General features: G+C 73.0%; 19 protein-coding genes. 6 read left to right on the top strand and 13 right to left on the bottom strand.

Features of this window, described 5'->3' with window-relative positions:
* Positions 1-87 precede the first annotated feature (87 nt).
* Positions 88-819, top strand: a complete 732-nt coding sequence (locus tag ACFY0P_RS43110; protein WP_388926725.1) for an SCO3374 family protein — start codon at positions 88-90, stop codon at positions 817-819.
* Here ACFY0P_RS43110 and ACFY0P_RS43105 read toward each other — a convergent pair.
* The 10 genes from ACFY0P_RS43105 to ACFY0P_RS43060 form a co-directional block, all read right to left on the bottom strand.
* Positions 798-1,133: an Lsr2 family protein gene (locus ACFY0P_RS43105; RefSeq protein ID WP_046730878.1), complete on the bottom strand. Its 336-nt coding sequence runs from the start codon at positions 1,131-1,133 to the stop codon at positions 798-800. The two genes, ACFY0P_RS43110 and ACFY0P_RS43105, sit on opposite strands and share 22 nt — an antisense overlap.
* 289 nt (positions 1,134-1,422) lie before the next feature.
* Positions 1,423-1,956 carry an amino-acid N-acetyltransferase gene (locus ACFY0P_RS43100; protein WP_388926721.1) on the bottom strand — a complete coding sequence of 178 codons (534 nt, stop codon included), beginning with the start codon at positions 1,954-1,956 and terminating at the stop codon, positions 1,423-1,425.
* A gap of 9 nt (positions 1,957-1,965) precedes the next feature.
* Complete coding sequence (locus ACFY0P_RS43095; protein WP_388926758.1) at positions 1,966-2,364, bottom strand: BlaI/MecI/CopY family transcriptional regulator; 399 nt, start codon at positions 2,362-2,364, stop codon at positions 1,966-1,968.
* A gap of 191 nt (positions 2,365-2,555) precedes the next feature.
* Positions 2,556-2,735 carry a hypothetical protein gene (locus tag ACFY0P_RS43090; protein WP_388926718.1) on the bottom strand — a complete coding sequence of 60 codons (180 nt, stop codon included), beginning with the start codon at positions 2,733-2,735 and terminating at the stop codon, positions 2,556-2,558.
* A gap of 83 nt (positions 2,736-2,818) precedes the next feature.
* Positions 2,819-3,436, bottom strand: coding sequence for a hypothetical protein (locus ACFY0P_RS43085; RefSeq protein ID WP_388926755.1), 618 nt, complete (start codon positions 3,434-3,436; stop codon positions 2,819-2,821).
* Positions 3,437-3,781: 345 nt separating this feature from the next.
* Positions 3,782-4,579 carry a type III pantothenate kinase gene (locus ACFY0P_RS43080; RefSeq protein ID WP_089099902.1) on the bottom strand — a complete coding sequence of 266 codons (798 nt, stop codon included), beginning with the start codon at positions 4,577-4,579 and terminating at the stop codon, positions 3,782-3,784.
* Between the two features lie 4 nt (positions 4,580-4,583).
* Positions 4,584-5,561 (bottom strand): carboxylating nicotinate-nucleotide diphosphorylase, encoded by a 978-nt coding sequence (nadC, locus tag ACFY0P_RS43075; RefSeq protein ID WP_388926715.1) that lies wholly within the window; start codon positions 5,559-5,561, stop codon positions 4,584-4,586.
* A 5-nt stretch (positions 5,562-5,566) separates the two neighbouring features.
* Positions 5,567-7,315 (bottom strand): L-aspartate oxidase, encoded by a 1,749-nt coding sequence (locus ACFY0P_RS43070; protein WP_388926712.1) that lies wholly within the window; start codon positions 7,313-7,315, stop codon positions 5,567-5,569.
* Entirely contained in the window at positions 7,312-8,313 is a 1,002-nt protein-coding gene (gene panC, locus ACFY0P_RS43065) for a pantoate--beta-alanine ligase (protein ID WP_388926709.1), read from the bottom strand. The genes ACFY0P_RS43070 and panC overlap by 4 nt, the downstream gene beginning before the upstream one ends.
* A complete protein-coding gene (locus ACFY0P_RS43060; RefSeq protein WP_388926707.1) occupies positions 8,310-9,269 on the bottom strand; it encodes a Rossmann-like and DUF2520 domain-containing protein in 960 nt (319 codons plus the stop codon). The genes panC and ACFY0P_RS43060 overlap by 4 nt, the downstream gene beginning before the upstream one ends.
* Before the next feature lie 175 nt (positions 9,270-9,444).
* On the opposite strand from ACFY0P_RS43060, the gene ACFY0P_RS43055 reads away from it, so the two are divergent.
* Both ACFY0P_RS43055 and ACFY0P_RS43050 read left to right on the top strand, forming a co-directional pair.
* Complete coding sequence (locus ACFY0P_RS43055; protein ID WP_388926704.1) at positions 9,445-10,650, top strand: threonine aldolase family protein; 1,206 nt, start codon at positions 9,445-9,447, stop codon at positions 10,648-10,650.
* A gap of 125 nt (positions 10,651-10,775) precedes the next feature.
* Entirely contained in the window at positions 10,776-11,876 is a 1,101-nt protein-coding gene (locus tag ACFY0P_RS43050; protein ID WP_388926701.1) for a DUF5937 family protein, read from the top strand.
* Positions 11,877-11,888: 12 nt separating this feature from the next.
* On the opposite strand, the gene ACFY0P_RS43045 is transcribed toward ACFY0P_RS43050, so the two are convergent.
* Positions 11,889-12,563, bottom strand: coding sequence for a response regulator (locus tag ACFY0P_RS43045; protein WP_388926698.1), 675 nt, complete (start codon positions 12,561-12,563; stop codon positions 11,889-11,891).
* Between the two features lie 76 nt (positions 12,564-12,639).
* Positions 12,640-13,845 carry a sensor histidine kinase gene (locus ACFY0P_RS43040; protein WP_388926695.1) on the bottom strand — a complete coding sequence of 402 codons (1,206 nt, stop codon included), beginning with the start codon at positions 13,843-13,845 and terminating at the stop codon, positions 12,640-12,642.
* A 118-nt stretch (positions 13,846-13,963) separates the two neighbouring features.
* On the opposite strand from ACFY0P_RS43040, the gene ACFY0P_RS43035 reads away from it, so the two are divergent.
* Positions 13,964-14,986, top strand: coding sequence for an SAM-dependent methyltransferase (locus ACFY0P_RS43035; RefSeq protein WP_388926692.1), 1,023 nt, complete (start codon positions 13,964-13,966; stop codon positions 14,984-14,986).
* A 44-nt stretch (positions 14,987-15,030) separates the two neighbouring features.
* On the opposite strand, the gene ACFY0P_RS43030 is transcribed toward ACFY0P_RS43035, so the two are convergent.
* Positions 15,031-16,182, bottom strand: coding sequence for an NADH-quinone oxidoreductase subunit D (locus ACFY0P_RS43030; protein ID WP_388926689.1), 1,152 nt, complete (start codon positions 16,180-16,182; stop codon positions 15,031-15,033).
* Between the two features lie 31 nt (positions 16,183-16,213).
* On the opposite strand from ACFY0P_RS43030, the gene ACFY0P_RS43025 reads away from it, so the two are divergent.
* Both ACFY0P_RS43025 and ACFY0P_RS43020 read left to right on the top strand, forming a co-directional pair.
* On the top strand, positions 16,214-16,717 hold the full coding sequence (locus tag ACFY0P_RS43025; protein WP_388926686.1) for a PH domain-containing protein: 504 nt from the start codon (positions 16,214-16,216) through the stop codon (positions 16,715-16,717).
* Positions 16,714-18,042, top strand: a complete 1,329-nt coding sequence (locus ACFY0P_RS43020; RefSeq protein WP_388926683.1) for a PH domain-containing protein — start codon at positions 16,714-16,716, stop codon at positions 18,040-18,042. Before ACFY0P_RS43025 ends, ACFY0P_RS43020 begins: the two co-directional genes overlap by 4 nt.
* Positions 18,043-18,169: the final 127 nt, after the last annotated feature.

Raw genomic sequence — 18,169 nt, 5'->3', positions numbered from 1 at the left:
CCCCCGCACAGCCCCCGTTCCGGGACTCCACGCAGTCACGCGCACACCCAGCGTAACTCGGGTGGCTTCGCGACGGTTGCACTCGGCATGGCTGGCACAGCGCCTCTGGCCGCTTCCACGTTCCCTCACCCCCGCCCTCCGTTCGATTCCGCCTCCGGTTCCGAGTGTGACCCCGGTTCCGGTTGCGTTCCAGGCGGCGGCGGGGTCGCCGGGCCGGACGCCCGGCAGCCGGGCCGGCTCCGGCACTGGTACGAGAACGAACTGGGATGGGCAACGGTGCCCGCGGCGCCCGGAGAGCCGCTACGGCTGGTCACGGGCGTGCGTTTCGACGTGCTGGAGGTGCCGGCGCGGGCGGGCGTGCGGGCGCTCAGGCACCTGGCGCCGGGCTCTCCGGTGGCCCTTCAGGGCGGCCGGATGCGGCTGCTGGTGGCCGCGGGCAGCGCGGAGGAGCTGCCGGGGCTGCTGGCCTGGCTGGAGTGGGGCGCACCGGCCCTCGACCTCGACCTGCGGGCGCTGGGCGCCGGGGGTGCGATGGACGCTCCGGCACGGCCCGAGCAGGCGGTCACCGGGATCCGGCCGTCTGCCGGCTCCGCCGAGGGCCCGGCCGGGCCCGTGCAGGGGGCCGCGGTCTGGTTGCGGCCCCCCGAGTCGGGGTGCGAGGTCGAGGCCTCGCTGCCGATGCTGTCGGCCATGGGGGGCGTCGAGGGCGCCCCCGATCTCGTACGACTGGTGGACACGGTGGCCACGGAGTGCCATCGCATCCGACTGCGGCGCGCGGGCCACGGGCCGGAGGCCAGTCAGGCGTTGGCGTCCTCGTAGGCCTGGCGAATCGTCGCCGGAACACGGCCGCGGTCATTGACCTCGTAGCCGTTCTCCTTGGCCCAGGCGCGAATCTGCGCGGTGTCCTGGCTGCCGCCGGAAGCCGCACGGGCCTTTCCACGTCCACCCGAGGCACGGCCACCGGTACGCCGGCCGCCCTTGACATAGGGGTCGAGAAGGCCGCGCAGCTTGTCCGCATTGGCGGTCGTGAGGTCGATCTCGTACGTCTTGCCGTCCAACGCGAACGTCACGGTCTCGTCCGCCTCGCCGCCGTCGAGGTCGTCGACAAGAAGGACCTGAACCTTCTGTGCCACCGGATTTCCTTTCATCGATAACTTCAGGGCCGGGGGTCTGCGGCGTCCGCCGTTTCGCCGCCCCCTGTTATATGCAGTACTGCAGTACGTCGGAAAGCAAACCGCTTTTGCGGGAAAAACACAAACCCCTGGGAGAGACCGAGGGGCCCGCTCCCACCCGGAAACATGCGCGTTTCGGACATAGGGCACCGAGGGAAGGCGGGTTGCCCGGAATAGCGGGCCGATCTACCGCCCATCTCTGCCCCGATGACCCTTGTCGAACCTTGTCCGCCGCGATCCCTCTCGGCGATCACAGATGCAGAAGCATCCGGCTGTTGCCCAAGGTGTTCGGTTTCACTCGTTCGAGTCCGAGGAACTCCGCGACACCCTCGTCATAGGAACGCAGCAGCTCCGTGTAGACATCGGTGTCCACAGGTGTCTCGCCGATCTCCACGAAGCCGTGCTTCCCGAAGAACTCGACTTCGAAGGTCAGACAGAAAACGCGGCGAACACCGAGCCAACGCGCGGTCTCCAGCAACTTCTCCAGCAACTGATGACCGACACCGGCGCCCTTGAGGCTCCGGTTCACCGCGAGAGTGCGCACTTCCGCGAGGTCTTCCCACATCACGTGCAGCGCGCCGCAGCCGACCACCTCGGCGTTGTCGTCGCGTTCCGCGACCCAGAACTCCTGGATGTCCTCGTAAAGCGTCACGGTGGCTTTGTCGAGCAGGATGCGGTCGCGAACGTACACGTCGAGGAGGCGGCGCACGGCCGGGACATCGCTGGTCCGGGCCCGCCGGACGGTGATGGCTTTTGCGGTGACTTCGGGGCGCGTCGCTGACATGAGCGGACGCTATCGCCCGCCGGCGTCCGCCACGGAGCCGGGGTTCTCCTCTTGCGGACCTTCCCGGTCTTCCCTCTGGCTATCCGGTCCCTGCACGATGCGTACGGCGTCCCGCAGTGCCTGCCGCTGTTCGTCGCTCATCATCCCGAAGAAGGCGACGAGTGCGGCGGCCGGGTTGTCACTCTGCGACCAGGCCTCGTTCATCAGGGCGGCGGCGTAGGCGGCCCGGGTGGAGACGGCCTCATATCGATAGGCGCGCCCTTCGGCCTCCCGCCGGACCCAGCCCTTCTGATGGAGATTGTCCAAAACGGTCATCACCGTGGTGTACGCGATGGACCGTTCCTGCTGAAGGTCTTCCAGGACTTCTCGAACGGTCACCGGGCGGTTCCACTTCCACACCCGCGTCATGACCGCGTCTTCGAGTTCTCCCAATGGGCGAGGCACAGCTCAGACAATAGTGGGAGATCCCGCCCATGGCCTGCCAGACGTGCACTTTCAACAACAAAAGCGAACAAAAAGGGCGTATGACTCGGAAAGTGCGGTACGGGGCGGGGGCACCCGGCGCAGGTCGTACGCCGTGGTGGGGGCGGGCCGGGCTCTCAGACGCCGTCGGTCTTCGAGACGGCGGCCCTACGGGCGCTCTCCGCGAAGGCGGCGTCGACGGCCGCGTCCTCCTTGGCCTTGGCGGCCCCGCCCTGGGTCTTCACGATCACCCGGACCAGACCGATGAAGAAGATGGCCATGACGACCGGGGGCACAAGCGCGGAGACGTAGTCCATGGATCCAGGGTAGCCACGGAGTATCGGGCGAAAGGGGCGGGGTGGGCGAACCGCTCCGCAACCCCCCGCCAGCTGGCGTTTCCTCAGCCGGCGGCGAGTTGCTGCGGGGGTCCGGCCGGCGGGGCCGCGGGCCGGCGTCGGGGAAAGACCTCGCCCGGCGTGGGAATGGGCCGCTTCGGCACGGGGGGTTCGGGAGCCGCGGGCTGCGGGGCGGGCCGCTCGGCGGGCTTCTCCTTGGGCTTCTTCTCCGGCTCCTTGGCCACCCCGCCCGGCAGCGCCGTCAGCCGGACCCTGGAAGCCGGAACGGCGGGTGCCGGTACCTTCCTGCCCCCCTGGGCGAGCCGGGCCCTCACATCGCGCTCGGCGAGGTCCTGGCAGCGGCCGAGCAGAGCGGCGGCGCCGGCGTTCCCCCGCAGCGCCCGCAGCGCGGCGAGGTCGTCCGGGGTGGGCCGGTGCCCGGCCCCCAGCGCCTCCTCCAGGAGGGCGAGATAACCGGCGACGGTCCCCGGCAGGGCGGCACGGTACCGGGCCAGATCGGCCACCAGGAAGGCACGCAGCCTGGCCCCCTCGCACATCGCCTCGTCGAGCGACTCGGCGAGCCGATGACAGTCCTTGACGTCCTCGGCGGAGACGGGACCGGGGTGAAGGGCGAGGGCGAGAGCACGGCGGAGCACACGCAGCTCCTCCGCACCGAACGCCATGCCGCCGCGGGATCCGTATGGCGTGGGCATGGACCGAAGATACGCGTAAATCAGACAAACTCGACATAGCGCCCGGGTGTGGCGCGACAGGGCCACCCACCTGGCCGCCGCCAACCGATGCCACCCGTCCGGCGTCCGAGGCCGAAGGCCGAACCGCACCACCCCCAGCCCGTCCGGCGTTTGAGGGCGAGGCCGTTCGGGCCGAAGCGGGGGTCCGGGGGCGGCAGCCCCCGAAACGCGCGGACGGGCGTGACCGGGGGGTCGAAGGGGGCCCACCCCCTGGAGGACGGGACGGGTAGGGGCGGCGGGGGCGAGAACCCGCCCACGCCCGCCCCCGCCGGCCGCTCACATCCGCGACACGTTCCGCTCGTACACCAGCCGCAGCCCCACCAGCGTCAGCCACGGCTCATGCTCGTCGATCACCGACGACTCCCCCAGCACCATCGGCGCCAACCCACCCGTCGCGATCACCGTCACATCGTCCGGATCGTCCGCCAGCTCCCGCGCCATCCGCCCGACCACCCCGTCGACCTGCCCGGCGAACCCGTACACGATGCCCGCCTGCATGGCCTCCACCGTGTTCTTCCCGATCACACTCCGCGGCCGCGCCACCTCGATCTTCCGCAGCTGCGCGCCCTTGACGCCCAGCGCCTCCACGGAGATCTCGATACCGGGCGCGATCACACCCCCGACGTACTCCCCACGCGCGGACACCGCGTCGAAGGTCGTGGCCGTACCGAAGTCGACGACGATCGCCGGCCCCCCGAACAGCTCGACGGCGGCGACCGCGTTGATGATGCGGTCGGCGCCGACCTCCTTGGGGTTGTCGGTGAGGATCGGCACCCCGGTCTTCACCCCGGGCTCCACCAGCACCGCCGGCACATCGCCGTAGTACCGCCGCGTGACCTCGCGCAACTCGTGCAGCACGCTCGGCACGGTCGCGCAGATCGCGATCCCGTCGATGCCGTCGCCGAGCTCGTCGCCGAGCAGCGGGTGCATGCCCATCAGGCCCTGGAGGAGCACCGCCAGCTCGTCCGCGGTACGGCGCGCGTCCGTGGAGATGCGCCAGTGCTCGACGATGTCCTCGCCGTCGAAGAGCCCGAGGACGGTGTGCGTGTTGCCGACGTCGATCGTGAGGAGCATGAGGTCACTCCGCCTCGCGCAGGTCCAGGCCGATGTCCAGGACCGGCGAGGAGTGGGTGAGGGCGCCGACGGCCAGGAAGTCCACGCCCGTCTCGGCGTACGCCCGCGCGTTGTCCAGCGTGAGCCGCCCGGACGCCTCCAGGAGCGCGCGCCCGTCGACGATCGCGACGGCCTCCTCGCACTCCATCGGCGTGAAGTTGTCCAGCAGGATCAGGTCGGCGCCCGCGTCGACGACCTCGCGCAGCTGGTGCAGGGTGTCGACCTCGACCTCGATCGGCAGCTCCGGGAACGCCTCCCGCACCGCCTTGAAGGCCTGGCCGACGCCGCCTGCGGCGACCACGTGGTTGTCCTTGACCAGGGCCGCGTCGGAGAGCGACATCCGATGGTTGACGCCGCCGCCGCTGCGCACCGCGAACTTCTCCAGGGAACGCAGCCCCGGAGTGGTCTTCCGGGTGTCACGCACGCGTGCCTGCGTGCCGTCCAGGGCGTCCGCCCACGCGCGCGTGGCGGTCGCGATGCCGGACAGCCGGCACAGGATGTTCAGCGCGCTGCGCTCGGCGGTGAGCAGGTCGCGGGTGCGGGTGGTGATCGACAGCAGCGGCTGCCCGGCCTCGACCCGGTCGCCGTCCTCGACGTGCCGCTCGACCTCGAACTCGTCGGTGCAGACCACGGAGACCACGGCCTCGGCGACCCTGAGGCCCGCGACGACACCGGCCTCGCGGGCGACGAAGTCGCCGGTCGCCACCGCCTCCTCGGGGATGGTCGCGACGGTCGTCACGTCCAGGCCGCCCGCCAGGTCCTCCTGGATGGCCACGTTCGCGACGTCCTCGACCTCGATGGGGTCGAGCCCGGCGGCGGCCAGCAGTTCGGCGAGCGCGGGGTCGAGCCCGCACTCCAGGTACTCCTCGTCGCCCTCGGCGCCACAGGCACAGCCGTCGCCGCAGCCGCCGCCGTCGGCGAGGGGAAGGTCGTTGGTGCTCACGTCTGTCACTGCTCCTGGTGTGGCTGGTGCGGCCGGGTAGGGGGGAAGTCTGCGGTGTCGGTGGTGTCCACGGCCAGCGTCCGGTCGGGATTCAGCCGTACGACGATGTGCCGCCCCCAGCGGGCGTCGTCGCGGTCGGCGTGGTCCTCGCGCCAGTGGCAGCCGCGGGTCTCCTCGCGGCGGCGGGCCGCCTCGACGAGCACGCGCGCGACGCACAGGAGGTTGGTGGCCTCCCAGGTGTCGACGCCGGGCTCGGCGGTCTTGCCGTTCTCGTCCAGGGCGTCGCGGGCGTCCGTGTGCAGCCGCTGGAGCTGTGCGGCGGCCCTGGCCAGGGACTCCTCGGAGCGCAGCACGCCGGCGCCCTCGGTCATGATCCGCTGGATGGCGAAGCGGGTCTCGGGGGCGAGCAGCGGGTGCGCGGGCTTCTCGGGGTGCGCGACCGGTGCGGGCACGCGCGCGTGCAGGCCGTTCTCCGCGCGGGCCGCCGTGATGTCGGCGGCGATGCGCTCGGCGTAGACGAGGCCTTCGAGGAGGGAGTTGGAGGCGAGCCGGTTCGCGCCGTGCACGCCGGTGCACGCGACCTCGCCGCACGCGTAGAGCCCGGGGACGGTCGTGCGCCCGCGCGCGTCGGTGCGCACGCCCCCGGAGGCGTAGTGGGCGGCCGGCGCTATCGGGATGGGCTCGGTGACCGGGTCGATGCCGTGGGCCCGGCAGGCGGCCAGGATGGTCGGGAAGCGGTGCTCCCACATGTCGGCGCCGAAGTGCCGGGCGTCGAGGTACATGTGCTCGGCGCCCTGGGCCAGCATCCGGCGCAGGATGCCCTTGGCGACGATGTCCCTGGGCGCCAGCTCGGCGAGTTCGTGCTGCCCCACCATGAAGCGCACGCCGTCGGCGTCGACCAGGTGGGCGCCCTCGCCGCGCACCGCCTCGGAGACCAGCGGCTGCTGGCCCTCGGCGTCGGGGCCCAGGAAGAGCACGGTCGGGTGGAACTGGACGAATTCGAGGTCGCTGACCTCCGCGCCGGCGCGCAGGGCCAGCGCCACGCCGTCGCCGGTCGACACCGACGGGTTGGTGGTCGCGGAGAACACCTGGCCCATGCCACCGGTGGCGAGGACGACCGCGGGGGCGTGCACGGCGCCCACGCCGTCGTGCTGGCCCTCGCCCATGACATGCAGGGTGACACCGGCCGTACGGCCCTCGGCGTCGGTCAGCAGGTCCAGGACGAGCGCGTTCTCGAAGGTGCGCAGCCCACGCGCGCGTACCGCTTCCACGAGGGCCCGGGAGACCTCCGCGCCGGTGGCGTCGCCGCCCGCGTGCGCGATCCGGCGCCGGTGGTGGCCGCCCTCGCGGGTGAGGTCGAGGCCGCCCTCGGAGGACTCGTCGAAGATGGCGCCGGTGTCGATGAGCCGGCGTACCGCGCCGGGGCCCTCGGTGACGAGGATCCGTACGGCGTCCTCGTCGCAGAGACCGGCGCCGGCCACCAGGGTGTCCGCGAGGTGCTGTTCGGGGGTGTCGCCCTCACCGAGGGCCGCGGCGATGCCGCCCTGCGCCCAGCGGGTGGAGCCGTCGTCCAGGCTGGCCTTGGTGACGACCACCGTGGTGAGCCCGGCGGCCTGGCAGCGCAGGGCCGCGGTCAGGCCGGCCACCCCGGACCCGACGACGACCACGTCCGCCGAGATGCTCCACCCGGGGGCGGGCGCGTGCAGCCGTATGCCGGTGCTGGTGCCTGTGCTGCTGGTGCCTGTGCGGGTCACGAGGCGGCTCCGAGGGTTCCGAAGGTGAGAGGAAGGTTGTCGATCAGCCGGGTCGTCCCGACCCGGGCGGCGACGGCGAGGACGGCCTCTCCGGTGAAGTCGTCGTCGATCTCGGTGAAGTCGGACGGGTCGACCAGGGCGAGGTAGTCCAGTTCGAGCGGCGGGTCGTAGTGCACCGCCTCGTCCAGGACCTGGCGGGCGGCCGCGCGGACCGCCGCGGCGGCGTTCGGCACGGCCTTGGCGACGGCGTGCGCGTCGGCTGCCGCGCGGGACTCCCCTATGGCGCTGAGCGCCTCGGCACGCGCCCGCGTGGACGGCACCTCGAGCGCCCGCGCGCGCAGCGCCTCCTGTGCCGCGTGCCGGTCGCGGCCGGCGAACAGCGCGCGGGACAGCGTGAGCGCCGTGCGCCGCTCGTCGGCGGACAGGTAGCGGTTGCGGCTGGACAGCGCGAGCCCGTCGGACTCGCGCACGGTCGGTACGCCGACGATCTCGATGCCGAAGTTCAGGTCGCGCACCATGCGCCGGATCACGGCCAGCTGCTGGGCGTCCTTCTGCCCGAACAGGGCCGCGTCGGGCCGGGTGAGGTGGAGCAGCTTGGCGACGACGGTGAGGACGCCGTCGAAGTGGCCGGGGCGGGAGGCGCCCTCCAGGCGCGTCCCCATGGGGCCGGCGGTGACCCGCACCTGGGGCTCCCCGCCCGGGTAGACCTCGTCGACGGAGGGGGCGAACACCACGTCCGCCCCGGCCTGTTCGGCGATCTTCAGGTCGGCGTCCAGGGTGCGCGGGTAGCGGTCGAGGTCCTCGCCGGCACCGAACTGGAGCGGGTTGACGAAGACCGTGACGACGACCTCGCCGTCCCTGCCCGCGATCTCGCGCGCGGCACGGATCAGGGTGGCGTGGCCCTCGTGCAGGGCGCCCATGGTCATCACGACGGCACGGCGGCCGTGCCGCACGCGCGCGTGCAGTTCCTCGGCGGTGCGCAGCAGGGCGGTGCTCATCGGGGGTTCCCCTCGGTGCCGTCGGTACCGGTCGTGCCGTTGCCGCCGCCGTCGGCGCCGTTCGCGAGGACGCCGAGCAGGTCCTCGGCGAGTTCCGGCTTCAGCAGGCCGTGCGCGAGCGCCCGGTCGGCCGTCGCGCGGGCCATCGCAAGGTAGCCGTCGACGGCCTGCGGGGCGTGCCTGCGCAACTCCGTGACGTGCGCGGCGACGGTGCCCGCGTCCCCGCGCGCGACCGGCCCGGTCAGCGCCGCGTCGCCGGAGCGCAGGGCGTTGTCCAGGGCGGCGCCGAGCAGCGGGCCGAGCATCCGGTCGGGGGCCTCCACGCCGGCGGTGCGCAGCAGCTCCATGGCCTGGGCGACCAGGGTGACCAGGTGGTTGGCGCCGAGGGCGAGGGCCGCGTGGTAGAGCGGGCGGTTCTCCTCGAAGATCCACTCCGGCTCGCCGCCCATCTCGATGACCAGGGCCTCGGCGGCCAGCCGCAGCTCCTCGGGTGCGGTCACCCCGAACGAGCAGCCGGCCAGCCGCTGCACGTCCACCGGCGTCCCGGTGAAGGTCATCGCCGGGTGCAGGGCCAGCGGCAGCGCGCCCGCGCGCAGGGCCGGGTCGAGGACCTTCGCGCCGTACCGCCCGGAGGTGTGCACGAGCAGCTGGCCGGGCCGTACGGCGCCGGTCTCGGCGAGGCCGGTGACCAGGCCGGGCAGGGCGTCGTCGGGGACGGTCAGCAGGACCAGGTCGGCGCGCTGGAGGACCTCGGCGGGGGGTACCAGCGGGACGTCGGGCAGCATCGCCTCGGCGCGCCGCCGGGAGGCGTCGGAGACCCCGGAGACGGCCACCGGACGGTGCCCGGCGAGTTGCAGGGACGCGGCCAGCGCGGGGCCCACCCGGCCGGCGCCGACAACGCCGACGGTGAGCCGCGCGGGGCGGTCACTGGGGTCTGGCTGTTGGACTGTACTCACGCGAGGGTGGCCTTCCCGTTCCAGTCCGCTCTGGGTACCGGACGATTTCTCGTCATGTTAACGCTATCCGGTCCGGGGCCGATCGGTCGTCCACAGGCTGTGGGTGACGGGTCACACCCGGGGGGGACGGAAAATGACAGGCCCCCGGTCGACGTGCCACGGCATCATCCACGGCATGAGTGATACGGCCACGGCCCCTGACGAGCAGCCGAAGGAATCCCTGTCGGCGGAGGACCGGATGCGGGAGCGGCGCTCCGCCGCCTTCCGGGGGGCCACCCGCGTCCTCGCGCGCACGGGCATGCGGTCCTCGCTCCGCGAACGGCTCGCGCGGCTCCAGGAGGCCGCCCCCGAGGTGTACGACCTGGACGAACCGTCGGACGTCTACGGCAACGGCGTCGTCGAGGCCCTGGAGCGGCGGGTCGCGGCCCTGCTGGGCACCGAGGCGGCCGCGTTCTTCCCGACCGGCACGATGGCCCAGCAGGTCGCCCTGCGCTGCTGGGCGGCCCGCACCGGCAACCCCACGGTCGCCCTGCACGCCCTCGCCCACCCCGAGGTGCACGAGCGCAACGCCTTCCGCGAGGTGGCCGGCCTGCGCACCGTGCGCGTCACCGGCGAGCCCCGGCTCCCCACCGCCCAGGAGATACGTGACTTCGCGGAGCCCTTCGGGGCGCTGATGCTGGAGCTGCCCCTGCGGGACGCCGGTTTCGTGCTGCCCTCCTGGGAGGAGCTCACGGAACTGGTGGAGGCGGCGCGGGAGCGCGACGCGGTGGTGCACTTCGACGGCGCGCGCCTGTGGGAGTCCACCGTCCACTTCGGGCGCCCCCTGCCCGAGATCGCGGACCTGGCGGACAGCGTCTACGTGTCCTTCTACAAGTCCCTCGACGGCTTCGGCGGCGCCGCGCTGGCCGGCCCGAAGCCCCTGGTCGAGGAGGCGAAGACCTGGCGCCACCGCTACGGCGGCATGGTCTTCCAGCAGTTCCCGACGGCGTTGGCGGCCCTGGCCGGCCTGGAGCGCGAGCTGCCCCGCCTCCCGGACTACGTGCGGCACGCGCGCGTGGTCGCCACGGCCCTGCGCGAGGGCTTCGCCGGGTCGGGCGTCCCCTGGTTCCGCATCCACCCCGAGGAACCGCACACCCACCAGTTCCAGGTCTGGCTGCCGTACGGCCCCGACGCGCTGATGGAGGCGGCGGTACGCCAGGCCGAGGAGACCGGCACCTACCTCTTCCCCGGCTTCTGGGACCCGAAGGGCCCGGGCCTGTCGATGACCGAGGTCACGGTGACGGCCGAGGGCCTGGACTGGACACGGGACGACGTCAGGGCGGCGGTCGCGGACTTCGCCGGGCGGCTGCCTGCGGCGCGCCCTTCTGCAGCGCCCCGATAGGCGCGCCGGGGGTACCCCCGGCCGAAGGCGAGCAACCCCACACCACCCGCACCCGCCATCGCACCTACCGGGCACCCCGGTAGGTGCCCGGCCACCCACGCGGTGGCAACGTGCACGATGGGCATATGAGCGTACGTATCGACATAGCCGGGCTGCGGCCGGAGCGCGTCACCGCCGTGCCCTCGCCGCTCGCAGAGCTCGGCATGGCGCTGCACGCCCTGTCCGAGCCGGCGCACCACCCCGGCCTCCGGGGCTGGGCGACCGGCGTGACCGCCCGCATGGAGCCGCATCTGGCCGACCGGATGTGCGAGGCGGACTTCCTGTGGCGGACGACGTTCTCGGACCTGTTCCTGCCCTACGCGGCCGTGCCGGACGCCCTCCCGGCCGGCACGCTCGTGGCGGAGCTCGACCAGCTGGACAGGCTGACGGACGAACAGTTCGTGGACGCGGCCCTGGAGTTCACGTGCGTGCTCACGTACGCCACGCAGGCGCCGGCCCTGCTGTCGGATCCCGCCGCGCGCCGCAGGGCGCTGGACGTGGCCGCCTCCCGGGGCCCGCAGCAGGTCCGGTTCGCCCAACGGCTGCTCGACGATCCGCCGAGCGTGCGCGCGTGGCTGCGCCGGTTCCTGGAGGACTGCGCCGGGGCGTTCTTCGACGAGGCCTGGGCCCGGCTGCGCCACCAGCTGGCGGCCGACGCCCGGCACAAGACCGAGCTGCTGCACCGCAGAGGGCTGGCCGAGGCACTGGCGTCGGTCTCGCCCGCCGTGACGCTCGACGAGACGGGCGCGCGGATCACCGTGGACAAGCTCACCGACGGCCACGCGCGCGTGGCGGCCGACGGCCTGCTGCTGGTGCCCACGAGCCTGGGCCGGCCGCATCTGATGGTGCTCCACCGGTACGGCTGGCAGCCGGTGCTGCACTACCCGGTCGGCTCGCCGGAGCTCGCCGCGCCCGCGTCCGTGGAGGAACTGACGCTGCGGATGGCGGCGCTGTCCCATCCCGTGCGGATGCGGCTGTGCCGGCATCTGGCGCGCAGCGCGTACACCACCAGCGAGCTGGCACAGGTGCACGGCCTGTCGGCGCCGGAGGTGTCCCGGCACCTGGGCGTGCTCAAGAAGGCGGGTCTGGTCACGACGCGCCGCCGCGGGCGGTACGTCCTGCACCAGCTGGACGTCACGGTCGTCGCCCGGCTCGGCAGCGACTTCCTGGAGGGGATGCTGCGTTAGCCGTGGGGCACGCTAGACGTGTCCGCCGCCCGCCCGCACCAGCCCGGTCTCGTAGGCCAGCACGACCACCTGCACGCGGTCACGGAGCCCGAGCTTGGTCAGGATGCGGCCCACGTGGGTCTTCACGGTGGCCTCGGACAGCACCAGCCGGCTCGCGATCTCGCCGTTCGACAGGCCCTGCGCGACCAGCACCATCACCTCGCGCTCACGCTCGGTGAGCCGTTCCAGTTCCTGGTGCCGGGGCTCCTTGCCGGCGGAGGGCAGCATGGGCGCGAAGCGGTCGAGGAGGCGCCGGGTGGTGGAGGGCGCGACGACGGCGTCGCCGCTGTGCACGGAGCGGATGGCGGCCAGCAGCTCGCCCGGGGGCACGTCCTTGAGCATGAAGCCGGAGGCGCCCGCCTTCAGCCCCGAGAAGGCGTACTCGTCGAGGTCGAACGTGGTCAGTATGAGCACCTTGGGCGCGTCGGGCTGCTCGCAGATGCGGCGGGTGGCCTCCACGCCGTCCAGCTTGGGCATGCGCACATCCATCAGGACGACGTCCACCGCGGTGGACTTCAGCACCTGGAGGGCCTCGACGCCGTCGCCCGCCTCCGCGACGACCTCCATGTCCGGCTGGGCCGCGAGCACCATCCGGAACCCGGTGCGCAGCAGCACCTGGTCGTCGACGAGCATCACGCGGATCGTCATCGGGTCCTCTTCCGTATCTTGTCCGGCCGTTCGGCCTGGGGGCGTGACAGGTGTCAACCGGGGGCGTGCGTCTGTGTCAGTGCGCCGGTTTGAGCGGCAGCAGGGCGCTGATGCGGAATCCTCCGCCAGGGCGGGGGCCCGCGTCGAGGGTGCCGCCCACCATCCCGACGCGTTCCCGCATGCCGATCAGGCCGTGTCCCTGGCCGTCGGCGCCGCCCTCCTCGTACATCTCGTGCGGGGCGCCCTTGCCGTCGTCCTCCACCAGCAGGCCCAGTCCGTCGTCGAAGTAGACCAGCCGCACGCTGGCGCCCGTGTTGGGGCCGCCGTGCTTGCGGGTGTTGGTGAGCGCCTCCTGCACGATCCGGTACGCCGTGAGCTCGACGCCGCTGGGCAGCGGGCGCGGGGTGCCCTCGACCTTGAAGTCGACGGGCAGGCCGGAGGTGCGGCACTGCTCGATGAGGTCGTCGATCTGCTCGACGTCGGGCTGCGGGACGTACTCGCCGACCTCCTTGTGCTCGCCGGTGCGCAGCACGCCCAGCAGGCGGCGCATCTCGGCGAGGGCCTGGCGGCCGGTGGAGGAGATCGTCTCCAGCGCCTTCTTCGCCTGGTCGGGGGCGGCGTCGAGGACGTAGGCGGCGCCGTCGGCCTGGACCACCATCACCGACACGTTGTGCGCGACCACGTCGTGCAGCTCGCGTGCGATCCGGGCGCGCTCGGCGGCGACCGCGACCTTGGCCTGCGCCTCGCGCTCCTTCTCCAGCCGGGCGGCGCGCTCCTCCAGTTGCGCGAAGTAGGCGCGCCGAGTGCGCATGGAGTCGCCGAGCACCCAGGCGAGCACGAACGGCACCGTCTGGAACAGCACGATCGCGACGTGCCCCGGGAAGCTCGCCTCCTGCTGCGGCCACCGGATCTCCGCCAGGGGCGCGGCGCACAGCCCGGCGTAGAGGCCGAACCGGGACGCCCAGCGCGCGCCGACGGCGGCGTTCGTGCACACGATCACCAGCATGGCGAAGTTGGCGACGGTCGTCTCCACGTCCAGCACCAGCTGGGCCAGGCCGGTGACCGCGGCCAGCACCAGCATCGGCTCCGGGAAACGGCGGCGCAGCGCGACGACGACGCTCATCACGACGGACACGGCCAGCATGGCGGCCCTGGGTCCGTGGTGCCCCTGATCCCCACCGACCTTCCAGATGCTCGCGCCGGAAACCCCGAGCAGGACGGCAGCCCAGAAGCTGTCGACCCATGTCGGGTGCCTGCGGAGGAAGTCATAGAGGCGTTGCACGTAACCCAGAGTAGGGAAGCGTGATAGGTGCAGGGGTCAACCGGAGGGCCGATCCCTGTTCCGCACGCGTACTCCGCAAGGTGGAGAAGGTGATCACCTGTGCGCCTAGTCTGGCCCGGTGACGGATGAGGCGACGCGAGAGACGGCCGACGACGCCCGTGGCTGGCGTGCGGCCACCGAGGCGGCCCTGTACGGCCCCGGCGGCTTCTACCGCCGCCCGGAGGGCCCGGCCGGGCACTTCCGTACGTCGGTGCACGCCTCTCGGCTGTTCGCCGGGGCCGTGGCCGAACTGCTGTGCCGGGTCGACGAGGCCCTGGGCCGCCCCGAGGCGCTGGACTTCGTGGACATGGGCGCCGGCCGGGGCGAACTGGTCACGGGCGTGCTGGCGGCCCTGCCCGCGGACGTGGCGGCACGCGTGCGTGCGTACGCCGTCGAGCTCGCCGACCGCCCGCCGGGCCTTGCCGACCGGATCACCTGGCTGACGGAACTCCCCCGGACGGTCAGAGGCCTGCTCTTCGCCAACGAGTGGCTGGACAACGTGCCGGTCGAGGTCGCCGAGGTGGACGCGGCCGGGGTGGCCCGCCTGGTGCACGTCCGGCGGGACGGCACCGAACTGCTCGGCGAGCGCGTGTCGGGCGCGGAGGCGCAGTGGCTCGCGCGGTGGTGGCCGCTGGCCGCCGAGCCGGGGCTGCGCGCGGAGATCGGGCTGCCCCGGGACCGGGCGTGGGCGTCCGCCGTCACCAGCCTCCAGCGGGGGCTCGCGGTGGCCGTGGACTACGCGCACACCGTGGACACGCGGCCCCCGTTCGGGACGCTCACCGGCTTCCGCGAAGGCCGCGCGACGGCACCCGTGCCGGACGGGGCGTGCGACATCACGGCGCATGTCGCGCTGGACGCGTGCACGGCGCTCGACCCGGCGCTCAGGCTGCCCGAGGCGCTCCTGTGCACGCAACGCGACGCCCTTCGCGCCCTCGGCCTGGTCGGCGCACGCCCCCCGCTCACCCTCGCCTCCACGAACCCCGCCGGATACGTGCGCGCCCTCGCGGCCGCGGGAGAGGCCGCCGAACTCACCGCCCCCGGCGGCCTCGGCGACTTCCTCTGGCTGCTCCAGCCGGTGGGCATCGAGGACGCGCTGCTCTAGCCCGGCGCACGCGCGGCATACGCCCTGCTCGCCCCCGCTCGCCCCTACTTGTCGATGTCCCCCACCACGAAGAACAGCGACCCCAGGATCGCGACCATGTCCGCGACCAGCGTTCCCGGCAGCAGTTCGGTCAGGGCCTGGATGTTGTTGTACGACGCGGAACGCAGCTTCAGCCGGTACGGGGTCTTCTCGCCCTTGCTGACGAGGTAGTAGCCGTTGATGCCGAGGGGGTTCTCGGTCCAGGCGTAGGTGTGGCCCTCGGGCGCCTTGAGGACCTTGGGGAGCCGCTGGTTGATCGGTCCCGGCGGCAGGCCGGCGAGCCGGTCCAGGCAGGCGTCGGCCAGGTCCAGGGCGTTGTGCGTCTGCTCCAGGAGGCACTCGAAGCGGGCCAGGCAGTCGCCCTCGGTCCGGGTGACGACCTTCAGGGTGTCCTGGAGCTCGCCGTAGGCCAGGTAGGGCTCGTCGCGGCGCAGGTCGAAGTCGACGCCCGAGGCGCGCGCGATCGGCCCGCTCACGCCGTACGCGTGCACCGCCTCCGCCGACAGGACGCCCACGCCCCGGGTCCGGCCGCGGAAGATCTCGTTGCCGAGGACCAGGTCGTCGAAGACGTCCGTGCGGGAGCGCACGGCGGCCACGGCCGCACGCGCGCGTGCCGTCCAGCCGGCCGGCAGGTCCTCCTTGAGGCCGCCGACGCGGTTGAACATGTAGTGCATGCGCCCGCCGGAGACCTCCTCCATGACGTTCTGCAGCTCCTCGCGCTCGCGGAACGCGTAGAAGACCGGAGTGATCCCGCCCAGTTCCAGGGGGTAGGAGCCGAGGAACATCAGGTGGTTGAGGACCCGGTTCAGCTCGGCGAGCAGGGTGCGGGTCCACACCGCGCGGACGGGCACCTCCATGCCGAGCATGCGCTCGACGGCGAGGACCACGCCCAGCTCGTTGGAGAAGGCCGACAGCCAGTCGTGGCGGTTGGCGAGCATGATGATCTGCCGGTAGTCGCGGGCCTCGAAGAGCTTCTCCGCGCCCCGGTGCATGTAGCCGATCACCGGCTCCGCGGAGACGATCCGCTCGCCGTCCAGCACCAGCCGCAGCCGCAGCACGCCGTGCGTGGAGGGGTGCTGGGGGCCGATGTTGAGCACCATGTCGGTACTCTCCGCGGCGCCGCCGATCCCGACCGTGGTCTCCGTCGTAGGCGTCATGGACCCAGTCTCCCCTACGTACGCTGGCCCTATGGAGACGGGGAGCGCCACCGGCGCCGAGACCACGGGGACCGAGCCGGTGTGGACGGGGCTGCCGCCCGGCCTGCTGCGGATGCGCCGGCTGCTGCTGGTGGTGTGGCTGGGGCTGCTCGCCCTGGCCCTGGGACTGTTGCTGGGCCTGCTCGCGGGCCCGGTGTGGGCGGCCTTCGCGCTGCTGCCGCTGGCCTTCCTGGCCTGGGGCTGGGTGCTGCTGGGCCGCAACTGGCGCTCCTGGCGCTACGCCGAGCGCGCCGACGACCTGCTGATCACCCGCGGGGTGCTGTGGCGCGAGGAGACCGTGGTGCCGTACGGGCGGATGCAGCTGGTGGAGGTGACCTCGGGGCCCGTCGAACGGCACTTCGGGCTCGCCAGCGTGCAGCTGCACACCGCGGCCGCGGCCACCGACGCGACGATCCCCGGGCTCGACCCGGCCGAGGCGGAACGGCTGCGCGACCGGCTCACCGAGCTCGGCGAGGCCCGATCGGCGGGGCTGTGACCGCGCCGGGCGTCGAGGGCGCCATAGGCGCGGGCAAGGCCGTGGGTGAGCGGCGGCTGCACCCGGTGACGCCGTTCCGGCGGGCGTGGGCGCCGGTCGCGGTGCTCACCGGCTGGGCGGTGCACGACCCGAACCAGGCCCAGGAGCAGCTGACGAAGCTGACCACGACCATGGTCCTCGGCGGACTGGCCGCGCTGGTCACGGCAGGGGCCCTCTACGGCTTCCTCACCTGGTGGTTCACCTACTTCTCGGTGACCGACAGCGAACTGCGCATACGCACCGGCCTGTTGTTCCGGCGCACCGCGCACATACGGCTGGAGCGGATCCAGGCCGTGGACGTCACCCAGCCGCTCCTCGCGCGCGTGGCGGGCGTCGCCAAGCTGCGGATAGACGTCGTCGGCACGGACAAGAAGGACGAACTCGCCTTTCTCGGCCAGGGCGAGGCGCGTGCGCTCCGCGCGGAGCTGCTCGCGCGCGCCGCCGGGTTCGCGCCCGAGACGGCGCACGAGGTCGGCGAGGCTCCGGCGCACGAGCTGATGCGGGTGCCCCCGGCCAAGCTCGCGCTCTCGATCGTGCTGACGGGCGCCACCTGGGGCTCCCTGGCCGCCGCCCTGGTGGCCCCGCCGTTCCTCTGGCTGACCACCCACAGCGTGTGGACGGTCCTCGCGACCGCCGTGCCGCTGCTCGGCGCGGCGGCCACGACGAGTGTGGGGCGGTTCGTCGGGGAGTACGACTGGACGGTCGGGGAGTCCCCGGACGGGCTGCGCATCGACCATGGGCTCCTCGACCGCACGCACGAGACGGTGCCGCCGGGGCGGGTGCAGACCGTGCGGATCGTGGAGCCGCTGATGTGGCGGCCGCTGCGCTGGGTGCGGGTGGAGCTGGACGTGGCCGGGTCGGCGAACTCCGTGCTGGTCCCGGTCGCCCCGCGCGCGGTCGCCGAGTCGGTCGTCGCGCGCGTGCTGCCCGGTGTGACCGTGCCCGGTGAGCTGCCGCGGCCGCCGGGGCGGGCCCGGTGGTGCGTGCCGCTGTGGTGGCGCGGCTACGGGCTCGCGGTCACGGACTCGGTGTTCGCGGCGCGGCACGGGCTGCTGCGCCGGCACCTCGCGCTCGTGCCGCACGCCAAGGTCCAGAGCGTACGGCTGACCCAGGGGCCCTGGGAGCGGCTGTGGCGGGTCGCGGACGTGCATGTGGACACGGGGGCCGACAAGACCGTCACGGCCCGTCTACGCGCGGCTGACGAGGCCGAGGTGCTGCTACGGGAGCAGGCCGAGCGCTCCCGCACGGGACGCCGGGCGGCGCGCCCTGACCGCTGGATGACCTGACGGTCGGCTCGGTCGGTGGTCGGGTGCGGCACCATCGTGGCTGGTCGCGCAGTTCCTCCCCCAGCCTTCGGCCGGGGGTACCCCCAGCGCCACTGAAGGGGCGCTCACCGCGCCGAGCTGCTTCAGG

It is taken from the genome of Streptomyces sp. NPDC001714, assembly GCF_042892755.1.
Taxonomy (GTDB): domain Bacteria; phylum Actinomycetota; class Actinomycetes; order Streptomycetales; family Streptomycetaceae; genus Streptomyces.
Note: the sequence above shows the minus strand (reverse complement) of the source record. Positions and strands in the feature narration are given on the sequence as shown.